Annotated in this window: 40 protein-coding genes and 1 tRNA gene; 39 read left to right on the top strand and 2 right to left on the bottom strand. The window is 72.3% G+C overall.

Annotated features, from left to right (window positions below; translation table 11 throughout):
* Positions 1 to 24: 24 nt before the first annotated feature.
* Positions 25 to 98 (top strand) — tRNA-Ile (locus tag AB0C02_RS27850).
* A gap of 85 nt (positions 99 to 183) precedes the next feature.
* Here AB0C02_RS27850 and AB0C02_RS27855 read toward each other — a convergent pair.
* Both AB0C02_RS27855 and AB0C02_RS27860 read right to left on the bottom strand, forming a co-directional pair.
* Positions 184 to 1461 (bottom strand): site-specific integrase, encoded by a 1278-nt coding sequence (locus tag AB0C02_RS27855; RefSeq protein WP_357551914.1) that lies wholly within the window; start codon positions 1459 to 1461, stop codon positions 184 to 186.
* On the bottom strand, positions 1461 to 1880 hold the full coding sequence (locus AB0C02_RS27860) for an XRE family transcriptional regulator (protein WP_357551915.1): 420 nt from the start codon (positions 1878 to 1880) through the stop codon (positions 1461 to 1463). Before AB0C02_RS27860 ends, AB0C02_RS27855 begins: the two co-directional genes overlap by 1 nt.
* 210 nt (positions 1881 to 2090) lie before the next feature.
* Here AB0C02_RS27860 and AB0C02_RS27865 point away from each other — a divergent pair, with 210 nt between their 5' ends.
* The 38 genes from AB0C02_RS27865 to AB0C02_RS28050 all read left to right on the top strand — a co-directional run bounded on the left by AB0C02_RS27865 (position 2091) and on the right by AB0C02_RS28050 (position 18567).
* Complete coding sequence (locus AB0C02_RS27865; protein WP_357551916.1) at positions 2091 to 2333, top strand: helix-turn-helix domain-containing protein; 243 nt, start codon at positions 2091 to 2093, stop codon at positions 2331 to 2333.
* Entirely contained in the window at positions 2330 to 2593 is a 264-nt protein-coding gene (locus tag AB0C02_RS27870) for a hypothetical protein (protein WP_357551917.1), read from the top strand. The genes AB0C02_RS27865 and AB0C02_RS27870 overlap by 4 nt, the downstream gene beginning before the upstream one ends.
* Positions 2594 to 2850: 257 nt before the next feature.
* Positions 2851 to 3654 (top strand): hypothetical protein, encoded by an 804-nt coding sequence (locus tag AB0C02_RS27875; protein WP_357551918.1) that lies wholly within the window; start codon positions 2851 to 2853, stop codon positions 3652 to 3654.
* Positions 3655 to 3657: 3 nt separating this feature from the next.
* Positions 3658 to 3942: a hypothetical protein gene (locus tag AB0C02_RS27880; RefSeq protein ID WP_357551919.1), complete on the top strand. Its 285-nt coding sequence runs from the start codon at positions 3658 to 3660 to the stop codon at positions 3940 to 3942.
* The gene (locus AB0C02_RS27885; protein ID WP_357551920.1) at positions 3939 to 4151 is read left to right on the top strand and encodes a hypothetical protein; all 213 of its coding nucleotides are present in this window, start codon (positions 3939 to 3941) and stop codon (positions 4149 to 4151) included. The genes AB0C02_RS27880 and AB0C02_RS27885 overlap by 4 nt, the downstream gene beginning before the upstream one ends.
* Complete coding sequence (locus AB0C02_RS27890; protein WP_357551921.1) at positions 4148 to 4483, top strand: hypothetical protein; 336 nt, start codon at positions 4148 to 4150, stop codon at positions 4481 to 4483. The genes AB0C02_RS27885 and AB0C02_RS27890 overlap by 4 nt, the downstream gene beginning before the upstream one ends.
* Complete coding sequence (locus AB0C02_RS27895; protein ID WP_357551922.1) at positions 4480 to 4767, top strand: hypothetical protein; 288 nt, start codon at positions 4480 to 4482, stop codon at positions 4765 to 4767. The genes AB0C02_RS27890 and AB0C02_RS27895 overlap by 4 nt, the downstream gene beginning before the upstream one ends.
* Positions 4764 to 4955 (top strand): BldC family transcriptional regulator, encoded by a 192-nt coding sequence (locus tag AB0C02_RS27900; RefSeq protein WP_357551923.1) that lies wholly within the window; start codon positions 4764 to 4766, stop codon positions 4953 to 4955. The genes AB0C02_RS27895 and AB0C02_RS27900 overlap by 4 nt, the downstream gene beginning before the upstream one ends.
* Before the next feature lie 5 nt (positions 4956 to 4960).
* The gene (locus tag AB0C02_RS27905) at positions 4961 to 5383 is read left to right on the top strand and encodes a hypothetical protein (RefSeq protein WP_357551924.1); all 423 of its coding nucleotides are present in this window, start codon (positions 4961 to 4963) and stop codon (positions 5381 to 5383) included.
* A complete protein-coding gene (locus AB0C02_RS27910) occupies positions 5380 to 5973 on the top strand; it encodes a hypothetical protein (protein WP_357551925.1) in 594 nt (197 codons plus the stop codon). Before AB0C02_RS27905 ends, AB0C02_RS27910 begins: the two co-directional genes overlap by 4 nt.
* The gene (locus AB0C02_RS27915) at positions 5970 to 6245 is read left to right on the top strand and encodes a hypothetical protein (protein ID WP_357551926.1); all 276 of its coding nucleotides are present in this window, start codon (positions 5970 to 5972) and stop codon (positions 6243 to 6245) included. Before AB0C02_RS27910 ends, AB0C02_RS27915 begins: the two co-directional genes overlap by 4 nt.
* Positions 6242 to 6376, top strand: coding sequence for a hypothetical protein (locus AB0C02_RS27920; protein ID WP_357551927.1), 135 nt, complete (start codon positions 6242 to 6244; stop codon positions 6374 to 6376). Before AB0C02_RS27915 ends, AB0C02_RS27920 begins: the two co-directional genes overlap by 4 nt.
* Positions 6376 to 6651 (top strand): LuxR C-terminal-related transcriptional regulator, encoded by a 276-nt coding sequence (locus tag AB0C02_RS27925; RefSeq protein WP_357551928.1) that lies wholly within the window; start codon positions 6376 to 6378, stop codon positions 6649 to 6651. Before AB0C02_RS27920 ends, AB0C02_RS27925 begins: the two co-directional genes overlap by 1 nt.
* Positions 6648 to 7661 carry a lambda-exonuclease family protein gene (locus AB0C02_RS27930; RefSeq protein WP_357551929.1) on the top strand — a complete coding sequence of 338 codons (1014 nt, stop codon included), beginning with the start codon at positions 6648 to 6650 and terminating at the stop codon, positions 7659 to 7661. Before AB0C02_RS27925 ends, AB0C02_RS27930 begins: the two co-directional genes overlap by 4 nt.
* On the top strand, positions 7658 to 8476 hold the full coding sequence (locus AB0C02_RS27935; RefSeq protein WP_357551930.1) for an ERF family protein: 819 nt from the start codon (positions 7658 to 7660) through the stop codon (positions 8474 to 8476). The genes AB0C02_RS27930 and AB0C02_RS27935 overlap by 4 nt, the downstream gene beginning before the upstream one ends.
* Positions 8473 to 9081, top strand: coding sequence for a hypothetical protein (locus tag AB0C02_RS27940; protein WP_357551931.1), 609 nt, complete (start codon positions 8473 to 8475; stop codon positions 9079 to 9081). Before AB0C02_RS27935 ends, AB0C02_RS27940 begins: the two co-directional genes overlap by 4 nt.
* Positions 9078 to 9407 (top strand): hypothetical protein, encoded by a 330-nt coding sequence (locus AB0C02_RS27945; RefSeq protein ID WP_357551932.1) that lies wholly within the window; start codon positions 9078 to 9080, stop codon positions 9405 to 9407. The genes AB0C02_RS27940 and AB0C02_RS27945 overlap by 4 nt, the downstream gene beginning before the upstream one ends.
* A complete protein-coding gene (locus AB0C02_RS27950; RefSeq protein ID WP_357551933.1) occupies positions 9394 to 9726 on the top strand; it encodes a hypothetical protein in 333 nt (110 codons plus the stop codon). Before AB0C02_RS27945 ends, AB0C02_RS27950 begins: the two co-directional genes overlap by 14 nt.
* A complete protein-coding gene (locus AB0C02_RS27955; RefSeq protein ID WP_357551934.1) occupies positions 9723 to 10769 on the top strand; it encodes a hypothetical protein in 1047 nt (348 codons plus the stop codon). The genes AB0C02_RS27950 and AB0C02_RS27955 overlap by 4 nt, the downstream gene beginning before the upstream one ends.
* A 5-nt stretch (positions 10770 to 10774) precedes the next feature.
* A complete protein-coding gene (locus AB0C02_RS27960; RefSeq protein WP_357551935.1) occupies positions 10775 to 11209 on the top strand; it encodes a hypothetical protein in 435 nt (144 codons plus the stop codon).
* Positions 11206 to 11517 (top strand): hypothetical protein, encoded by a 312-nt coding sequence (locus AB0C02_RS27965; protein ID WP_357551936.1) that lies wholly within the window; start codon positions 11206 to 11208, stop codon positions 11515 to 11517. The genes AB0C02_RS27960 and AB0C02_RS27965 overlap by 4 nt, the downstream gene beginning before the upstream one ends.
* Complete coding sequence (locus AB0C02_RS27970) at positions 11514 to 11885, top strand: hypothetical protein (RefSeq protein ID WP_357551937.1); 372 nt, start codon at positions 11514 to 11516, stop codon at positions 11883 to 11885. Before AB0C02_RS27965 ends, AB0C02_RS27970 begins: the two co-directional genes overlap by 4 nt.
* Positions 11885 to 12073 carry a hypothetical protein gene (locus AB0C02_RS27975; protein WP_357551938.1) on the top strand — a complete coding sequence of 63 codons (189 nt, stop codon included), beginning with the start codon at positions 11885 to 11887 and terminating at the stop codon, positions 12071 to 12073. Before AB0C02_RS27970 ends, AB0C02_RS27975 begins: the two co-directional genes overlap by 1 nt.
* A gap of 111 nt (positions 12074 to 12184) precedes the next feature.
* Positions 12185 to 12514 carry a hypothetical protein gene (locus tag AB0C02_RS27980; protein ID WP_357551939.1) on the top strand — a complete coding sequence of 110 codons (330 nt, stop codon included), beginning with the start codon at positions 12185 to 12187 and terminating at the stop codon, positions 12512 to 12514.
* On the top strand, positions 12511 to 12933 hold the full coding sequence (locus AB0C02_RS27985) for a hypothetical protein (RefSeq protein WP_357551940.1): 423 nt from the start codon (positions 12511 to 12513) through the stop codon (positions 12931 to 12933). The genes AB0C02_RS27980 and AB0C02_RS27985 overlap by 4 nt, the downstream gene beginning before the upstream one ends.
* Entirely contained in the window at positions 12930 to 13169 is a 240-nt protein-coding gene (locus AB0C02_RS27990) for a hypothetical protein (RefSeq protein ID WP_357551941.1), read from the top strand. The genes AB0C02_RS27985 and AB0C02_RS27990 overlap by 4 nt, the downstream gene beginning before the upstream one ends.
* Positions 13166 to 13417 carry a hypothetical protein gene (locus AB0C02_RS27995; RefSeq protein WP_357551942.1) on the top strand — a complete coding sequence of 84 codons (252 nt, stop codon included), beginning with the start codon at positions 13166 to 13168 and terminating at the stop codon, positions 13415 to 13417. The genes AB0C02_RS27990 and AB0C02_RS27995 overlap by 4 nt, the downstream gene beginning before the upstream one ends.
* A complete protein-coding gene (locus tag AB0C02_RS28000; protein ID WP_357551943.1) occupies positions 13414 to 13542 on the top strand; it encodes a hypothetical protein in 129 nt (42 codons plus the stop codon). The genes AB0C02_RS27995 and AB0C02_RS28000 overlap by 4 nt, the downstream gene beginning before the upstream one ends.
* Positions 13539 to 13964: a DUF6085 family protein gene (locus AB0C02_RS28005; RefSeq protein ID WP_357551944.1), complete on the top strand. Its 426-nt coding sequence runs from the start codon at positions 13539 to 13541 to the stop codon at positions 13962 to 13964. The genes AB0C02_RS28000 and AB0C02_RS28005 overlap by 4 nt, the downstream gene beginning before the upstream one ends.
* On the top strand, positions 13961 to 14983 hold the full coding sequence (locus tag AB0C02_RS28010) for a hypothetical protein (RefSeq protein WP_357551945.1): 1023 nt from the start codon (positions 13961 to 13963) through the stop codon (positions 14981 to 14983). Before AB0C02_RS28005 ends, AB0C02_RS28010 begins: the two co-directional genes overlap by 4 nt.
* Positions 14976 to 15212, top strand: coding sequence for a hypothetical protein (locus AB0C02_RS28015; RefSeq protein ID WP_357551946.1), 237 nt, complete (start codon positions 14976 to 14978; stop codon positions 15210 to 15212). Before AB0C02_RS28010 ends, AB0C02_RS28015 begins: the two co-directional genes overlap by 8 nt.
* Positions 15213 to 15215: 3 nt before the next feature.
* Positions 15216 to 15434 carry a hypothetical protein gene (locus AB0C02_RS28020; RefSeq protein WP_357551947.1) on the top strand — a complete coding sequence of 73 codons (219 nt, stop codon included), beginning with the start codon at positions 15216 to 15218 and terminating at the stop codon, positions 15432 to 15434.
* Positions 15435 to 15444: 10 nt separating this feature from the next.
* The gene (locus tag AB0C02_RS28025) at positions 15445 to 15738 is read left to right on the top strand and encodes a hypothetical protein (protein ID WP_357551948.1); all 294 of its coding nucleotides are present in this window, start codon (positions 15445 to 15447) and stop codon (positions 15736 to 15738) included.
* Positions 15735 to 16061: a WhiB family transcriptional regulator gene (locus AB0C02_RS28030; RefSeq protein WP_357551949.1), complete on the top strand. Its 327-nt coding sequence runs from the start codon at positions 15735 to 15737 to the stop codon at positions 16059 to 16061. Before AB0C02_RS28025 ends, AB0C02_RS28030 begins: the two co-directional genes overlap by 4 nt.
* A 10-nt stretch (positions 16062 to 16071) precedes the next feature.
* Positions 16072 to 16326: a hypothetical protein gene (locus tag AB0C02_RS28035; RefSeq protein ID WP_357551950.1), complete on the top strand. Its 255-nt coding sequence runs from the start codon at positions 16072 to 16074 to the stop codon at positions 16324 to 16326.
* A gap of 296 nt (positions 16327 to 16622) precedes the next feature.
* Complete coding sequence (locus AB0C02_RS28040) at positions 16623 to 17720, top strand: hypothetical protein (protein ID WP_357551951.1); 1098 nt, start codon at positions 16623 to 16625, stop codon at positions 17718 to 17720.
* The gene (locus AB0C02_RS28045; RefSeq protein WP_357551952.1) at positions 17717 to 18433 is read left to right on the top strand and encodes a hypothetical protein; all 717 of its coding nucleotides are present in this window, start codon (positions 17717 to 17719) and stop codon (positions 18431 to 18433) included. Before AB0C02_RS28040 ends, AB0C02_RS28045 begins: the two co-directional genes overlap by 4 nt.
* The gene (locus tag AB0C02_RS28050) at positions 18418 to 18567 is read left to right on the top strand and encodes a hypothetical protein (protein WP_357551953.1); all 150 of its coding nucleotides are present in this window, start codon (positions 18418 to 18420) and stop codon (positions 18565 to 18567) included. The genes AB0C02_RS28045 and AB0C02_RS28050 overlap by 16 nt, the downstream gene beginning before the upstream one ends.
* The last annotated feature ends 21 nt before the right edge of the window (positions 18568 to 18588 follow it).

Genomic DNA, 18588 nt, shown 5'->3' on the forward strand with positions numbered 1-18588 from the left:
ACTCATAAATCCCCGATGCGGCAGGGGGCGGTAGCTCAGCGGGTTAGAGCAGTCGACTCATAATCGATCGGTCGCGGGTTCGAGTCCCGCCCGCCCCACCTGCGAAATCGAGCCGGGCACCTGATCTCACGGTCAGGTGCCCGGCTCGATTCGTGTCTATGGACGCAAGATCAAGGGTGTACGTCAGGGTGTACTCGGCCTTCGCAGCAGCGCCGCACCCATACGGTCCGTAGCGGCCTTCGCCATCTCCGACGCGACGTGCACGTAGCCGCGGGTCACCTGGATCGCCGAGTGCCTCAGCACTTCCTGCACGACCTCGATGGCCACGCCCTGCGCGATCATCAGCGTGGCCGCCGTGTGACGGGTGTCGTGTACCCGGACAGGCCGGACGCCGGCCGCCTTGCACAGGTCCTTCCACTCCGCCCAGTCCCGTGCCGGGTCGATGGGGGAACCGTCGAGGTCGGCGAAGACCAGGTCGTGCTGCGCGTACGCACCCTCGGCCATCACCTTCTCCAGATCCTGGACCTCTCGGTGGCGGCGCAGCTCGTCGACGAGCTCCTTCGGGATCGGGATGGTGGCCTTCCCGGACCCCTTTGGCGCCTTCAGGATCAGCCCGCCCTCCAGCTGGATTTCGCCGGTACGCAGCCGCAGCACCTTGGATGGGCAGTTCCCGGCCCGCCGCCGGCCGCACGTCGGTGCTCCTAGCTTGCTGCCAGTTGCTCCCGACTTAGGAGCAATGCAGCCGTGCTCGAACGGCCGGCGGTGCAGCTGCCAGAACACGTCCATCGTGCCGGCGTCCAGGTCGACGTACGACCAGCGCAGCCCCAACGCCTCGCCCTGCCGCAGCCCGATCGCCAGGCCTACCGACCAGCGGGCCGAGTTCCGGCGCCGCTCCGCCGCCGTGAGCACCCGCAGCGCCTCCGCCTCGGTGAAGGCGTCCATCTCCTGCTTCTTCGCCTTCGGGTTGTCCTCCAGCAGCTTCGCCACGTTCCGCGTGGTCATGCCGCGCCGGTACGCCACCTCGAGGGCCCGGGACAGGATCCGATGGGTCTGCACGATCGTGGCGTCGGCCAGGCCCTTCCGCTGCATCTCCAGGTAGATCCGGTCGGGGTGCTCGGGGGTGAGTCGGTCGAGCCGCACGGTCCCTGCGATCGGGTAGACGTAGTTGCGCATCTTCGACCGGTAGCCGTGGATGGTGGTGGGGTCGACCCGGCGGGGCGCGACCGTTTCGAAGTAGGTTTCCAGCCACTGCTGCAGCGTCTGCGGCCGGCCCGGCTTGACGACGGTGCCGGCCTTCTTCTGGTCGAGCAGCTCGTCGACGCGCTCTTCGACCTCTTCGATGGTCTTGCGTTTGACGTGCCGTTGGTCGGGCCGGCCGTTCGCCTTCGTGCCGACGGTGACCCAGGCGTGGTAGAGGCCGTCGGAGCCCTCGTTGATCGTCGGGTACCGCTGGCGGGCCATCAGCGGCCGCCTCGCTCGGCGCGCTCGGCGAGCATCTTCAGCATCTCCCGCAGCACCAGCTTGTCCGAGTCGGGCACGTTGGGGTCGGCGAGGGTGCGCAGGATCTTGCGGATCTCCGGCGGCAGGGGCGGCTCAGGTTCGGGGTTGTCCCGGGTGAGGGACAGACCGAGGGCGGCGGCGGCGCCGGCGGGGGAGACGCCGAGGCCGTCGCAGAACGCGCGGACCTTGTCGAGGTCGGGGGCGGTCTTGAAGTTGCCCTTCTGCCAGCGGTGGAAGGTCGACGGTGGGACGCCGGTGGCCTGGCGGATGGCCTTGTCGTTCATGCCGCGGTCGCGGGCGGCGGCCAGCGTTCGTGCTACGAACGCGGCGAAGCGTGCCCGGGAGACGTCGGGTGTTGGTGCTGGGGATGCTGCTGCCACGAGGTCAAGGTAAGTCCCATTTATGGGTCTGTTGTCGCACGGGCGGGTGTGCTCCCACCGTTGGGTGCGCCTGCGGGTCTCCTTGAGCCGGTCCGCCGCTCGGGCTGCATAGCGCTGCATAGCTTACATGGTGAGCCTTATCTATGGCCCGAGCAAATCACCCGAACGGCTGATGTAGTCGCATCGGTGCGAGTGCGCTACGGTACTCCCATGCATGAGAGTGCAACGCCACGCAGTGACGCGAGTGAGAGCGTCTCCGCCGGCGGGGCGCAGTCCGACCCGCTGGCCTACTCGGTTCCCGAGGCCGCCCAGCGCATCGGGATGAAGGAGCGGAAGGTACGCCAGCTCGTCGCCGACGGGGCCATCCGCTCCTTCAAGGTCGGCGCCGCCCGCCGGGTGAGCCACACGGCACTCGTCGAGTTCATCGAGAAGCAGGAGAAGAGCGCAGCATGACCCACCCCTCCCCGCACCCGGGCACCCCGACCCCGCCGGCCGGTCCGAGCCGGGCCCTGTCCACGTGGTTGGACCGGATCCGCGCGGCCCGTAGCCGTAGCGCGAAGGCGGCCACCGTCGCCGGCTCGCGTAGCCGTTCGGCGGAGCCGATGAGCGCCGTCGACCGGGTGCGGAAGTACCGGGCGCAGACCGGCCGTCCGGGGCTGACGCCGGCGCAGTCGCGTCGGGCGATGAAGAAGCTCAACCGCGCGGTGGGGTGACCTCGGCCGATGTGGCCGGGGGTGGGGGCGGTGGCCCCGTCGACGTCGCCACCGCCCCCGCTCGCACCGCCGCATAGCACTGATCTTCCGGCCCGTCGGGACTCCACCACTCGGCGTCGCTACGACCGGCGGGCCGGACCAAGCCCGGGTGGCCGTCCGCTGAGGAAGGGCTCCGGACGGCCACCCGGCCACAAGAAAGCGGGCCGCCCATGCCCGGGCGACCCGCACCACCGACCACTCACCGAAAGGACAGGTCGATGACTTTCACACAGACTAGCAACGGCACCGTCCGCCGCACGATGACCTACTCCGACCAGGCGCACCTGCTGCGGTCCATCGAGCATGCGGTCACCTACGACCGGTTCGCCGCGCCCACCAGCATCAACATGCAGCCGGAGCACCGGTACGCCATCATCCAGTTCGCTGGCGACGAGGTGGCCGCCGTCCGGGAGTGGGCGGCGCGGGTCGGCGCGACGGTCGTCCACGGGGACTGCACCTACGACCGGACCACCGGCGAGCCGTGGCACGAGTTCGGCACCCGTCCGGGTGGGAAGAAGGGCCAGCTTGTCGGCTGGACGGTCGACCTCTGGTGCCGCGTCAACACCCCCTCGCCGGTCGAGCCGGAGCCGGAATCGATCGCGCTCGACCCGGCGACGGGCGCGGACCTGGCCGCGAAGATGCAGGCCGAGGTCGACGCCATCGAACACCGGCACGCCGGCGGGACGGTCGGCGGACCCGGCGAGAACAGCGCCGCCTGCGCCTGCAGCGTCACGTACGCCGGGTTCGACACGCACGCCGAGGCGGCCAAGCTGCTGGACGAGCACATCGCGAACCCGGCCGCCGCCGAGCCGCAGGCCACCATCGGGGACCTGCTCACCGTGGACGACGCCGCGCAGCTGGCGGACGACGTCACCGCCGGCATCGCCAAGGCCAACGCCCCCGGCTGCCTCGCCTGCGGGCACGTCCGCAGCTGGCACATCGAGGACGAGCGCGGCTGCCGGGTCGACGGCATCGACGGCGGCTGCGGCTGCCCGTTCTTCGCCAAGCCGGCCGGGGCCTGACCCGTGGCCGCCACCGTGTTCCCCGCCGCCGCCTCCGAGCAGGCCCGCGACGATCACCCGACCTGGTGCGCCTGCAACCCGTGCACCAGCCGTGTGCTCGCCGTGCTCGGCCGGCCGCTGGTGCCGCCGGGCGTGGTCACCGATCGGACTGGGAAGGCCCGTAACAGCTCCCCGGCCGGCTACGTCGCTCCCGAGCGGCGCACTCATCACGGTCTGCCGGCCGGGGTCGAGCAGGGCGGGGCGGGTGCGGGGGCTCCCGCCTCGCCCGCCCGGGGCGATGCCCGATGACGGCCGCCGAGCGGAAGGCGCGCGCCGAGGCGCTCCGCGAAGCGATCGCCGCGATGGCCATGCGGAACCAGGACGCCGCCCTCCGGTTCGGGCTGGCGAAGCTGGGCAGCGAGGAGGAGACGCGCTACTACCGCGCCATGCGCCGCCGGTACTCGGCGGTGGTCTGGCTCGCTCGCGCTCTCGCCCGAGTGGCTGGCGGTGCCCGATGAAGGCCCTGGCCCGCCGCATCCGGCTCGCGCTGCACCGCCACGACCCGATCGAGTGCTGGTGCGAGCTCACCGCCGCCGACGCGCACCAGCCGTCGCTGCCGGTCCAGCCCGGCCCGGTCTGGTGCACCGACTGCTGGGCGCTGCCTGGCGAGACGCATCAGCTGTCCTGCCAGCAGGTCACCCCGGAGCAGTTCCGCGCGTACCTGGCGGCCGAGCGTGAGCAGCACGAGCGGCAGGCCCGCCGTGATCTGCAGCTCGGCCACGTCGAGCGGTGGACCGCGTTCGTCGCCGCGCTGCTCGCGACCGCCCTGATCTGGGGGTGGCTCCTGTGATCGCCGTCGCCATCCTGCTGATCGCCGGCGGGGCCGCCTGCATCGGCTGGCTCCTCTGGGAGTTCGCCCGCGCTCCCGAGCAGCGCGAACCCCGCCCGAAGCCGCTCACCGTCGACGAGCACGCCCAGGCCCCGCTGCTGCAACCCAACCAGCCCATGTTCACCGCCGCCGAAGAGCAGCAGATCGCCGACCACGACCCGGAGCGGCGGGAAGCCCTCGCCGCCGAGTGGCGCAACTTCATCGCCTCCCTACCCGACACGCATGAACGGAAGTACCGCGCATGACCACCACCAGCGGGGCTGAGGACCGCCTGCTCACCCCCGGCGAGGTCGCTGCCCTGTTCCGGGTTGACGCGAAGACCGTCACCCGCTGGGCCGCCGCCGGCCGCCTCCCCTACATCCGCACCCCGGGCGGGCACCGCCGCTTCCCCGAGTCCTACGTCCGCGCCCTCCTGAACGGAGCTGCGAAGTGATCAACGTGAGTGATATGGCCACCGGCCTGCTCGGGATCGGCGTGATCGCCGGAGCCGTCGGCCTGGTCGCGATCGGCGGCCGCGACAGCACCGCTAACGAGCACGACGTGTCCGACTACTGGCAGGCCGGCACGTTCGGCCCCGTCGACGCCGCGACCCTCGATGTGGCCGACGCCCTGGACCTGGTCGGCCCGGCGCCGGCCGAGCATCCGATGGCCGACATGGTCCTGCCGCCGGCCCGCCGGGACTGGCCGCTGGTCAACGCCGCCCGGTGGGACGTGCGAGGCACCGTTCTGTGGGAGCCGCCGTACGCGGACTTGGAGCTCGCCCGGGTGCTGCGCCGGTGGGGCACCGACCCTGCCGACATCGCCGCCCGGATGCTGCGGGAGATCGCCGCCGAGCAGCGCGCCCTGGCGGGTGTCCGGTGATCCGCGACGCCGTCGAGGCGGTCATCGCCGACCGCAACGCCCAGTCCTGCGACAAGCAGGTGCTCGACGCCGCCGAGCAGGTCCTGGCGCGAATCGCCCAGTCCTGGATGGCGGTGGCGCCGCCGCAGGCGTGGATCCGCCGGGCCGCCGCCGAGCTGCTGCGCGATACGGCGTGGATCCGCCCGGCAGCCCCCGGCTGCAACTGCGTGGCGACCGGCGGGCAGGGCCTGGTCCCGACCGCCAGCCGCGAACACGCCGACGACTGTCCCGCCGGCCCGGCCGGGATCACCGACCGGCAGCTGCTCGCCGACGTCCGCCGGTGGGCCCGCGCCAACGGCTGGAGCCTGTCGTGGGGCGGCTGGGTCAACCACCGCTACGACAGCGACGCCGACATCGCGGTCGACTGGGACGACGTCGAGCTGCGCATCAAGCGCAAGGAGACGTACCCCGGTGGTACCGGCCGGTACTGGCCGTCCCGGTTCACGGACTACCCGGTCACGTCGGTCGTTCAGGCGGTGGACATCCTCGTCGCCCTGGACGTGCTGCCGCACCGGTTCAGCTCGGCGTACCGCGCGGCGGTGACCTCATGATCCGGAAGCCGCACCCGCTCGCCGGGCAGACCGTCACCATCCGCGCCGACGCCGTCGACCTCGGTGGCCAGCAGTACCGCGTCGAGGACTGGTGGCAGAACGTCGCCGGCATCTCATGGATGGACGCCGAGGGCAACCCGGCCGCGCTTACGTACGCGATCCGGTCGGCGATCGCCGGGCTGCCCACCGACAACGAGGTGCTGTACGGGAAGGTCGGTTCGTTCGGCCACCTGGTGCACGTCTCCGAGCTGGAGACGGGAGCTGGCCAGTGATCCGGCAGCACGTCGGCGGGCTGCTCCCGCTCGTCACCGTCAGCAGGATCCGCCACCTCGCCGGCGGCCAGACGTTCCGGCTCTGGATCGTCTGGTTCCGCATCGCTCTGACGGTCGAGGTCGGCCTCTGATGTCGACCCAGCTCGCCCCGGTGGCCGCCGACACCACGTCGGCGGCCACCCCGCGCCTCACCATCGAGCAGCGGTACCTGCTCTGGCTCCTCGCCGAAGGCGAAACCCACGCATCCATCGGCCGGCGGATCGGCGTAACGACGCCGACCGCACGCATGCGCCTGTCCCGCACCTACCGGCAGATCGGCGCCCGGAACGCGTGCCACGCCGTCGCCATCGCCTGCCGCGCCGGACTCCTCCCGGCGCCCGAACAACCGGGAGACGGCCACCGATGACCCAGAGCACCACCAACGCAGCCGCACGGCGAGTCACCCCGACCGCCGTGCGGCTCCTCCCCGCAGACGCCGACCGCGACGAATGGCTCACCCGCCGGCGCGACGGCATCGGATCATCCGACGTCGCCGCGATCCTCGGCGTCGCCGACAAGCACACCGCCGTGCACGTCTACCACGACAAGCGCGGCGACCTCGTCGACGACGCCGGCGAAGCCGCCCTGTGGGGCCGGCTCCTCGAGGAACCGGTCGCCCGCGAATGGGCGCGCCGGCAGAAGTCCGTCATCCAACGCGTCGGCCTGGTCGCGCACGTCGACGAGCCGTGGCAGATGGCCACCCTCGACCGGCAGGTCCTCGAATGCCCGATGGACCGCAGCGTGAAGACCCGGTGCGCGCTGGAGGTGAAGTGCCGGTCGGCGTACAAGGCCAACCGGTGGCGCTCCGACATCCCCGACGACGTCCTCGCCCAGGCGACCTGGCAGATGCGCGTCACCGGCTACGACCACATCCACGTCGCCGTGCTGCTCGGCGGCAACGAGATGAAGCTGACCACCGTCGAGCGCGACGAGCGGATGGAGCGGTACGTCCTCCGCGAGGTCACCCGCTTCCGCGAGGAGAACCTGCTCGCCGGGGTCGAGCCGGCGTGGGACCTGGACAAGGCCGCGGCGCTGATCGAAATGGACGCGCTCATGCACCCGACCCGAGTCGGGGAGATCGACCTAGACGGCATCGGCGAGGTCATGGAGTACGCCGAGCGGTCCGCACGCAAGGGCGCCGCCGAGCGGGCGCTGAAGCAGTCCCGGGCGGCCCTCGCCCGGCTGGCGCAGGGCGCCCAGACGGTGAAGTTCGCCGACGAGTTGGCGTACGAGTTCACGCCGGTCGACAAGCGCACCGCGGACCTTGACCGGCTGAAGGAGCGGTGGCCCGAGGCGTACGCGGACTGCGTGGCCGAGAAGACGCATTTCCAGATCCGGCTGTCGCCGGAGTTCCGCAGGACAGGAGAGTTCGAGTGAGCAAGCTACGCGACCGCGTCGACGCCGACGAGGCAGGCTGGGCGCCCGGCGATTCGCCGGCGGCAGCTTCCCGGCCGGTCGACGAGCCGGACGAGCTGCCCGACATCGAGTACACAGACCCGATCGTCGACGTCGACCAGGTGCCGGTGCACGTTGCGTGGGCGCGAGTGATGCGCGACGTCAAGTCGATCGCGAAGAGCGCCCGCGCCGAGATCAAGACCGAGAAGAGCAGCTACCGGTTCAACTTCCGGGGCATCGACATGGTCCTCAACGGCGTTGGTCCCGCGCTGCGCCGCCATGGCGTCATGGTGATCCCGGTCAAGACCGAAGCCAGCTACGGCAGCGCCGGGAAGATGCGCGACGTCCAGGTGCGCGTGACCTACGAGATCCGCGGACCGCTGGGCGACGTCATCACCGCACAGTCGGTCGGCGAGGGCCTGGACACCGGCGAGCGGGGCACCACCAAGGCGCTCACCACGGCGTACCGGAACTTCCTGACCACCGCGCTGACCATCCCCACCGAGGATCCGAAGGTCGATCCAGACCGGGTGAACCTGGAGCGGGAGGAGACACGGTTCAACCCGCTGGCCTACCGGGACGAGGCGCTGAACACGCGCACGTCGGCGGCCCGGCTGTCGCAGATGATCCAGGAGCTGCGGGCGCTCGGGCACGGCGGCGAGCTGGTGAAGAACGAGAACGGCGATGAGGAGAAGCTGGGGAACCTGCTGATCCGGATCCGCCGGGAGCGGACCGCGCCACCGCCGGACGCCGGCGATGAGTGGCCGGAGACGACGCAGCCCGGGGGCGCGTCGTGACCGAGCTGCGAATGGTCGGGCTCGACCTGTCGACGTCGGCGGCCGGGATCGCCCACACCCACTGGCACGACGGCACCCCGCGCCTCGGGTGCCGCACCGTCAACACCGGGCTGATGGGCCTGCACGACAAGATTCACCGGGTCCTGGCCGACGTCGCCGCGGCGTGCACCTGGTCGGGCGGCGGGTTCGCGGCCAAGCCGCACCTGGTCGTCGTCGAAGGCTCGTTCAGCCGTGGCAGCGCCAGCGACGGCCCGCTGCACATGCTCCGCGGCGCGACCCTCCACTGGCTGTGGACGAAGCGGATCCCGTACGTCGATGTGCAGCCCGGCACGCTGAAGGTTTGGGCGACCGGGTCGGGTGCGCTCAAGGGCGAGAACAAGGTGACCAAGGGCAAGGTCATCCCCGCGGTGCTGTCGACGTACGGCGGGCTGATGGCGATCGACCCGCGGGACTCGGATCAGTGTGACGCGGTGGCTCTGCTGTCGATGGGCCGGGCGGCGTACGGGCAGCCGCTGGCGGACGTTCCGCAGTCGCATCGGCGGGCGCTGAAGACGCCGAAGTGGCCGGACCTAGCCACCGAGCAGGGCCCGGTGGTGCCGGTATGACGCTGCCGCCGCACCTGCTCGCCGCCGTCGACCAGCACCGGGCGCTGCTCGCCGAGCTCGCCCACCACGCCCGCGTGCACGCGGCCGCCGACCAGTGCCCGTGCCCGCAGATCTGCCCCGGCCAGAAAGTGCTGGACCGCCTCAACGCCCTGCCGCCCCGGTACCAGTCGCTGCTGGTGTGCCAGATGGTCGCCGAGCTGGGCGCGCTCGGCTACGGGCTGCCGGCACGCCGGGCCGAGGCGGCGCCGGCCGTCATGGATGAGCCGTCGTCCCGCCCGTGGTGGCGGCGGCTGATGCCCCGGAGGGGTGGAGATGTTGAAGAGTGAGTTGACCGCGCTGCTCGCGCCGCGCCGCGACAACGACGTGGTGATCGACGTCGACGGCGTCCGGGTGCCGCTGGTCGGGGTGACGTACTGCAACGTCGGCGACCAGATCGTGTTGTCGATGGACCCGGCCGAGCTGGACGGGGCGATGCGGGCGGCGGTGTTGCCGCACTGCCGCCGCTGCGGCTGCACGGAAGGTGCGGCGTGCCCGGGTGGGTGCGCGTGGGCGTCGGATGAGCAGCAGGTCGCAGCTGGTCTTGATCCGATGCTCGGGGATGTGTGCACGGCGTGTGTGCCGCAGCCGGTGGGGGCCGGGTCATGACGGCCGCAGTCGCGGCGGCCGCGCTGCCGGATGCCGGCCCGTGCCGCACCTGCAGGTGCGCCCAGTGGGGGCACAAGCGTGGCAAGAGTGGCTGCAAGGAGTGCGGCGTCTGCGACCGGTATCTACCGCCGAAGGCGCACCCGAAGTCGACGCCCGCGCCAGAGGCCTCCGCCGAACCGACGTCGGTGGCCGAGCTGCCCGACGAGGACGTCGAGGCGTGGAACGCTGACGCGCTCACTCCGGAGCACCCGACGCTGGCCGAGGTGGAGGCGGAGCCGGAGCCCGTCGACGAGCCGGATCCGCTGGCGGCCGAGGTGGTGGCGGATCCGGCTGCGCAGGCGGCGCACGCTGACCAGGTGGCCGCGATCGACGCCCAGCTCGCCCAGCCCGGCCCGACCGACGGCGAGCTGGCGGACGAGATCGACCAGGCGGAGAGCGCCGTCGAGGTCGAGCAGCTGCGCGGCGACGTCGAGCGGTACGGCGACATCCTGCACGAGACGGCCAAGGTTCTGGGCATCGCGCCGGATGACGACGGCGACAACTACGACGAGATCCCGATCGAGGCCGCTGCGGCCCAACGCGCCCGGGCTGTGGCTGTGCACCGGCGGAACGAGGACCGCGCCGAGCTGGAGCGGCAGGCCGCCGCCGACGTTGAGCGCCGCCGCGAGCATCACGAGCACGTGCAGCGGCTCGCCGTCGAGCGGGACCAGGCCGTCGGCGCTGCCGAGGATGCGCAGCGCCGCGCCGAGCATCTCGCCGGCGAGCTGGAGGCCGCGAACGCCCGCCTGGCCGCTGACCTGGCCGCCGCGAACGCGCGTCAGGTGAAGACCCGGCGAGCCCTCGACAACGCGATCCGGACCGGCGCGGCGGCCGCCGCGCGGGTGCTTTGGCGGTACGACGCCTCCCAGTGCTTGACCTGCGGTTCCCGGTACACGGTGCCGGTCGACCACGAGCATCCGCTGACGCCGGTGACTGTGCTGGTTGTCGCGCGGGACCTGGCCGAGGCGACCGCCCCGGCCGACGAACCGAGCAAGGAGAACTGACCGAAGTGGCAGTCAAGATGTCGGCCCAGCTCACCCGCGACAAGCGGGAGTTCAACGGCCTCGACCGCATCGCCGACCAGCTGATCGATCAGCCGCGCGGCACCCGGTACGCCGTCGTCGCGTACACGGTCAAGCGGGTCACCGACGAGGTCGACGAGGGTGTGGAGATCCCGACGGTGCAGATCAACCACATCGAGCCGGTGGACGGGGTGCAGGCGGATCGGGTGCGGGAGCTCCTCGCGGAGCGGTACCAGGACCGGACGGGTAAGAGCCTCGACGGGGATCCGACGCTGTTCGACGTCGTCGAGCCCGTCGACGGCGGGGAGCGCCAGGTGCCGGAGGCCGGCGCGGACGAGCTGCTGGCGGAGCACCGCGAGCAGCGGGAGGCCCGTGCGTCGGCGGCCGCCGCGCCGGAGTTCTCGGGCGGTGAGCCGGCATGACGACGATCAGCGCCGAGCACGCCGAAGAGCTGTTCGAGTCGTCCGACGGGGAGGTCGTCGGCCCGTGGACGCGCGTCACCGAGGTGGCGCACGAAGCCCGGCGGTGGATGCAGGGCCACTCGCTGATCCTCCGCGACGAGGCCGGGGCGCATTGGTCCCTGGACTACGACCTCGGCCTGACGGAGGAGCAGCCGCACGAGCTGCCGTGGCGGAACGGTGTGGACCCGGTCGAGCTGGCCCGGGTGTGGCCGCACGAGGTGGTGCGGGTGGAGTACCGCACCACGCCCCCGGCTGGCGGCCCGTCGTGAACACCACGCTGACCATCCGGGACCTGCAGGACCGCGTCGACCAAGGCGTGAAGTGGCTCGACCAGCACTTCCCCGACTGGTGGAACGCCGACCGGCCCGACAAGGGTGAAGAGGACGGCGGCCCGATCCGCGTCGACGAACTCTCCATGTCCCACAACTGCTACTGCGTGCTCGGCCAGCTGCTCGGCAACTACTACCGGGCGAACCTCTCGATCGAGCAGGCCGTCGAGTTCGGATTCGACAGCTCGGTGGGCGCAGTGGCGGTGGACATCGGAACGGCTCAGGAGGCGATGGCCGACGAGTTCGAGGCGCTGCGGGAGCTGTGGATCCGGGTGATCGAGCAGCGGCGGGCGGAGGTCGGACCGTGATGGGCAGGGCCAAAGTACCGCCACCGACGGACCCGGCCGTCGGGCAGCTCGCCGAACTCGGCTACCGCGTCGGCCAGGCCGTCGCCTGCATCGACGCCCGGCTCAGCGCGGCCGGCACGAACAAGGTGCTCGTCGACGCGCTGCTCGACGTGCGGAACCTGCTCCGCCCACCGAACCCGTCGCCGTGAGCGAGGACCGGGCCCAGCTGCTGCGCGCCCTCGTCGACGAGCGATTCCAGACGCCCCGGCCGGCCACCCGCCGGCCGGGGCGCACCCCCACCGCACGGAAGGACCACCACCGTGGCAGCGACAGCGACGGTCGAGAAGAGCCAACCCACTGACACCGGCCGATGCGGCGAGTACGCCGGATTCGAGCGGCACCGCAGGCGCGGCGAACTCGCCTGCGGCCCGTGCAAGAACGCGGACACCGCCTACCGGCAGGCCAACCAGGCGGCGCGAAAGTCCCGACCGCTGCCGCCAATGCCGCTTCCGCCGACGTTCGGCCGGTACGCCGCCCTGGACGTGCCGCACGACTTCGCCGGCGATGACCTGTCGCAGTGCGTGGCGTGCTTCGGGTGGCGCAACGATCCGCGGCACCCCCTGACGGGCGGGCCGGTGGTCGGCCGATGACCGCAATGAACGACGACATCGTGATCGCCTGCGTCGACCTGGCAGGCCGGGCAGGCGCAAGCGGGGTCGACATCGGCTACATCAACGCGGCCCGTTGGTACGCGGTTGCCACCTACCGGGGCGCGCGGATCATCGTCGACGGACACGGCTCGCCCACGGCGGCCGCGCTCGCGCTGGCCGAACGGCTGCTGTCCCGCGCGAAGTGCCGGTGCACCCAGCCGGTCACGCTGTCCGACGCCCGGCCGGGCTGCCGGTGGCGGCTGGTGGGCCGCCGGTGGGAGCCGGGCTGCGATGCGGCGCCGATAACGGTGGCCGCCGGCGGGCGGGGCGATCTGGCGGCGATCGAGCGGGCTATGGCGCTGGTGCCGCCGGGCGGGAACCGGGCGGCGCGGCGCAAGGCGAAGCGGAGGCGGCCGTGAGGACGCCGACCCTGAACCGGCAACGCGTCGACCTGCTCCGCGCCGTCCAGGCCGGCAAGGTGTACCGGTCGATGGGTGGCTGCGACCTGCGCGAGGTGCGACGTGGCCAGAACCAGCGTGTGGACCGGCGGCTGCGTGAGCTCGCGGCCGCCGGCTGGGTGGAGCTCGCGCCGGGCGGCCGGTTCCACACGCTGACCGAGGCCGGCGTGCTGGCGCTGTCGGCGGTGGCCTCGTGACCGCCCAGCACGGCTCGTCGGGGCTGGCCGGCTACATCACCATGCTGTGCCTCGCTGGCCTGCCCGACTGCGTCGACGAGGGCTGCGTCTGCCGCTGCCACGACTTCGCTGGCCACGGCGAGCCGGTGTGCGGCGCGACGAACACGGTGGTCGGCCTGACCTGCAACCGCCGGCCCCACCCGCCCGGCACCGCCCACTACCAGCTCGACGGCAGCAGCGTCCGCGCCTGGCCCAGGGGCGAGCCGTGACTGATCCGTGGGTGCGGCGGCACCAGCTCCGGTACGCGTGGCCGCTGATCATCCGCCGCACCCGAACCCGTGAGCTGCGGGCCCGTTTCCTTGCCGACCTGCTCCGAAGGAAGAACCGCCGATGACCGACACCCCACCCGCCACCGCCGCCGACCTGATGCGCCTCATCGACCGCTACGCCGGGCACCTGGCCCAAGCGGAGGGCCTCAGCGTCGCCGGCTCCGATCGCTCGATGGAACGCGAGACCAGCCGGGCCGCCGAACTGCGGACCCGCATCCGCGCCGAGGTCGACCGGCTCTACGCCGGCCAGCCCGCCCCCGTCGACGACGACCCCCGCCACATCATCGACCTCCGCGCCGACGGATGGACCATCAAGCACCCGCTGAGCTGCCGGCTCGGTGACCTGTTCGGCTGCCCCGTCAATCTTGCCGCCGAAGGCCTCGACGGCCCGCCGGCGCCGCCCGGCCGGTACGCGGTGTCCGTCGACAGCATCGACGGTCAGCTGCGCATCGGTGACCGCGTCGACCAGGCGGTGGCAGGCCGATGACCGAGAAGCCGTACACCGACGCGGACGTCGACCTGGTCCATGACGCGATGGTCGACGCCCGCTTGCAGGGCCTTCGCGACTGGACAGACAGGCCGGCCCGCGCCGTCCTGGACGCACTCACCGCCGCCGGCCGGCTCGCCGCCCCCACGAGCGACCTCACTGACCGGCTCGCCGCCGCCCTAGCCGACGTCATCCGCCGCTGCGACAGCGGCGTCCCGTTCGGTGCTGGCGGCAGCCGGCACACCGGCTGGATCCGCGCCGACGTCGTCGACGGCTGGCGGGCGCTGCTGGCCGAGCACGCTTGCCCCTGCAAGCCCGACGCGCCGGAGCACCGGCACGGCGCTGGCGGCTACACGCCGGAGGACGTCAACACGCTCCTGGCCAACGTCGCCCGCAGCCTCACCGCTGCCCGCGACGACGACGAGCGGGCCGAGGCGATCGAGATGCTCCTGTCCGGCTGGTACGCGGCCTGGCCGGACAGCGCGGTGACGGACCCGCACGCCCCGCTGGCCGGCGAGCTGCTGCGCCTGCTCACCGGCCAGCCGGCGCGGGGCGCCCCAGCCGTCACCACCCCGACGTACGTCCACCACCTGCTCGACGCGTTCCTCACCGGCCAGCCCCTCAACTTCCACCGCGACCCCGTACCGCTCGACGTCCAGCGCCGGCTAGAGCACGCGGTGGCCACCGGGCAGATGGGCACCGCGCCCGGCCCGGACTGGTCGCACGAGATCGCGTTCGACACCGACGGCACCTGGACCCTGGAGCACCCCACCGGCTGCCGCACCGCCGAGCACGACTTCGACTGCCGGGTGCGGCAGCTCGCCGAACGGCAGATCACCTCCGACCTGGCCCAGCTGATGGCCGGCGGCCGGTACACCTGCTTCGCCGGCGACCTGGGTGACCTGTTCCAGCTCGGCGAGCGACTCCACGACGACCAGTGCACGACGCCGGTGTGCGCTGCCTGTGGGTGCTGGTGCCACGCCGAAGAACAGACCGAGGAGGCCCGCACCGATGGCTGACACCCCGACGGCCACCGATCTGATGCGCAAGGCCAGCGACACCATGCGCCTCGACACCGACGAGCGCTGGCACGCCGTAGCGGCCTGGCTCGACGACCTCCTCCGCACCACAGCCGACTACGTCGACGACGAGCCGTGCCGTGGCAACTGCTGGCACTCGGTGTGCGCGGTCAACCGTGGCGCGCACACCGTCGCCCGCGCCTACCTCTCGGACGAGGCGGAGGGCTGACCGGTGATCGACCTACTCACCAGCGCCCAGGTCGCCGAGCTCGCGGAAATCCGCCGCAGCTCGGCCCGCGTCTGGACCGCCCGACGGGGCATCTCCCGCGCCCACCACGACGGGCAGTGGTGGTACCCAGCCGGCCCGGTCATCGCCGCTGTCGCCGCCGGGCGGCCGCCAGCGCTGCGCCTGGCCCGGTTCGTCGCCAACCCGCTCAACCGCACCACCTGAGGAGGTCCTGGTGACGCAGCAGGCGCCACTCATCCCCACCCGCCACGGCCCCGACATCTGGCGCCGCTTCCGCCTCACCGGCAGCCACCACATCAACGCCGCCGCCTGGGAAGACGCCCGCGCCCAACGCCACCCCGTCGGCACCTGCCGCAACCTCACCAGCGACAAAGCCTGCGGCGGCAACCTCGACCCCGGCCAGCCGTACGACGTCGGCCGCCGCCAGTTCTTCCCCACCCGCTGCGGCACCTGCGGACACGAGACCGCAGCGCCCGGCCCCGCACCACGTAAGAAAGGCCGCCGATGAGCGCACGCTCCGCCTCCGTCAACTGGGGCGAATGGCCAGCCTGGCTCGACCAGGCCGACCAAGACGGCATCACACCCGCCTGCCGCGGCGAGGACACCAACCTGTTCTTCCCCGACAACGGCCCCGGAGCCATGGAGGCCATCGCCAAGGCCCGCGCTATCTGCCGCCGCTGCCCACTGCAATCCGTCTGCGAGGAGTGGGCGCTCGCGCAGCCGCCGCACCTGCTCCACGGCGTGTGGGGAGGCCTCAGCCACGCCGAACGCCTCGCCCGCAAACCACGCGGACAGCAGCCACCCCAGTTCCGCAAGCACACCCGCTCCTGAAAGGACAACCGTGACCCGCATCCACAACGGCCCCGCCCGCAACACCCCCAAGGGCACCGCCCGACTCACCCGCGCCGACGTCGCCGCCACCGTCCCCGCCCACCTCACCCGCTGCTGCTGCGCGCCCGTCACGGTCGGCGTGTTCCACGGCCAGCAGCTCGTCGACGTCGAGCGGCGGCACATGCGGGCGCAGGGCTGCCAGCAGCCGACCGGCCACACCGACCCGCAGGTCTACCAGGCCGACATCCGCACCGGCCGCCGCTGATCCACCCCGACCCCCGGGCCCGACCAGCACCAACGGGCCCGGGGGTCACGCACCACCCGAACCAATCACGCGAACGTGTGAGGAAGAAGGCTTCCGAAATTGATCACTAACGCTGTCGGCGGCGATATGATCAAGGCGCAAATGAATACGGCCGGAACGGGTGCTGGTAACACCCGAACCGGCCTGAGGCAACACCCGATCGCCAACACGACCGGAAGGAGCCCTGGCCGAATGATGCCATGGCACGTCAATTCCTCGCAGCGTGACGCACAGCACCTCGACGCGATCGGGGGTGCGTGGTAGTGGCCCGCTCAGAAGCACGCATCCTGGTCAGCATCTGGACCGACGCCGACTTCCTCGCGCTCAGCGAGGGCGCGCAGCGCATGTTCATGTTCCTGTGCTCGCAGCCCGACCTCGCCCACGACGGCGTACTCGCACTGCGCGAACGCCGCTGGAGCAAGTCCGCCGCCGGACTGACGCGAACCGATGTCGAACACCGCCTGGAAGAACTGCAGCACGCCCGGTTCATCGTGATCGACGAGGACACCGAGGAAGTCCTGATCCGGTCGTTCATCCGCCGCGACAAGGTCTACCGGCAGCCCAACGTGCTCCGCGCGGCCGCCGACCACCTGGCCGTCGTGTCCAGCCGGACCATCCTCGCCGCCATCGCCGCCGAACTGCGCCGGGTGCTCGCCGCCGACGACATCCACGACGGGGCCCGTCCGATCGTCGTGGCGATGCTCGACGCGATCGGAACCCCTCCGGAAGCCTTCCCGAACCCCTCCGGCAACCCCTCAGGAGGGCCTGACGACCACCGTGACGTCGCCGAGCCCGCACCCGCAGCCGAGAGCGGCGTATCCGCAGGTGGAAACCCCTCGGGAACCCATCCCGAAGGGTTCGGCGAACCCCTCGCGAACCCATCCGCCGGTACTCCCGGGGAACGGGGAGTAGTTACGGCCGTAAGTAGTGCTTCCCCTAGCCCCGATCCTCGTTCCTCGGGCCCCGGTCTTCGCCCCCAGTCTTCGACTGGGGGGCGCGCGGGCGTGCGCGAGACGCCGCCGGCCGGCGACGCCTCGGGGCCGCCCCCCTCCCGATGCGATGACCACCTCGAAGACCCGGACCCGCCGTCGTGCGGACGCTGCGCCGACCGCCGCCGCGCCCGCGAACGCTACGACCGCGACCAGGCCGCCGCCAACGCCCGCGCCCAATCCGAACGCGCCCGCCAACTGGCCGAGGCTGCCCGCGCCGCCATCGACGCCTGCCGGCTCTGCGACGACCGCGGCTACCTCGGCGACGGCCGGCTCTGCAACCACGACCCCGACCAGACCGACCGCGCACGCCGCGGCGCCGCAGCAGCATCGGCCGCCATCCGCCGCACCGGAGGCGGCCAGTGACCCACCCGCACACCCTCCACGCCCGCCGCGCCGCCGGCGCCCTCACCAACACCCGCCGCCACCTGGCCGACGCCGTCAACCGCGAGCACGCCGAACGCCACGCCGAAGCCCGCACCATCGCGGCGGCCGCCGCCATCCAAGCCTGGCGGCCGATGATCGGCCCCGCCGGCGGAGGCGGCTACGGCTACGGCGACCCGGCGTCCCGCGCCGCCGTCGACCACCTCGAACCCGAGGTACGCGACGGCCGCCTCGCCCGCCTCGCCTCGAGCACCACGGCGACCCTCGCCTGGCTCGCCGACCGCCTGCAGCTGCCCGCCGCCAGCGACCCGCTCACCGCCCTCGCGGCCGCCATCCCGCAGCTGCGCCCGGCCACCTCGAGGGAACTCGCACTCTGGCTCGACGAAGCCGACCAGACCATCCGCGAACGCCTCGCCCTCGACCACGCTGGCCAGCTGCTCCCCGGCCTACGCTGCCCCCGCTGCGCCCGCCGCCAACTCCGGGCCCACACCACCGGACCACGCCCCACCTGGACCATCACCTGCCCCGACTGCCTGTGCGCCGGCGACACCTGCCCCTGCCGCATGCCCGTCCGCCTGGTCGACGTGCCGCACATCTGGGGCCACGACCACCCGCTCGCCGCCGGCCTGAACGCCGCTGGTGCGGTCGCGGGGGACGCGCCAACCCGAGAGGACCGATCGTGCGCGACAACCTGATCTTCCTGCTGCTGAACTCCGTGCCCAAGTGGTTGCGCGGCCGGCTGTACCTGCGGATCTGCCGCCGCCAGATGGAGCGGTGGCACCCCGAACTGCGCACCGACCCGAGCTGGCGTAGCCGGTTCACTGACTGACGCCCCGGGCCACCCGGCACA

It is taken from the genome of Micromonospora sp. NPDC048999 (genome assembly GCF_040649295.1).
In the GTDB taxonomy this organism is placed as follows: domain Bacteria; phylum Actinomycetota; class Actinomycetes; order Mycobacteriales; family Micromonosporaceae; genus Micromonospora.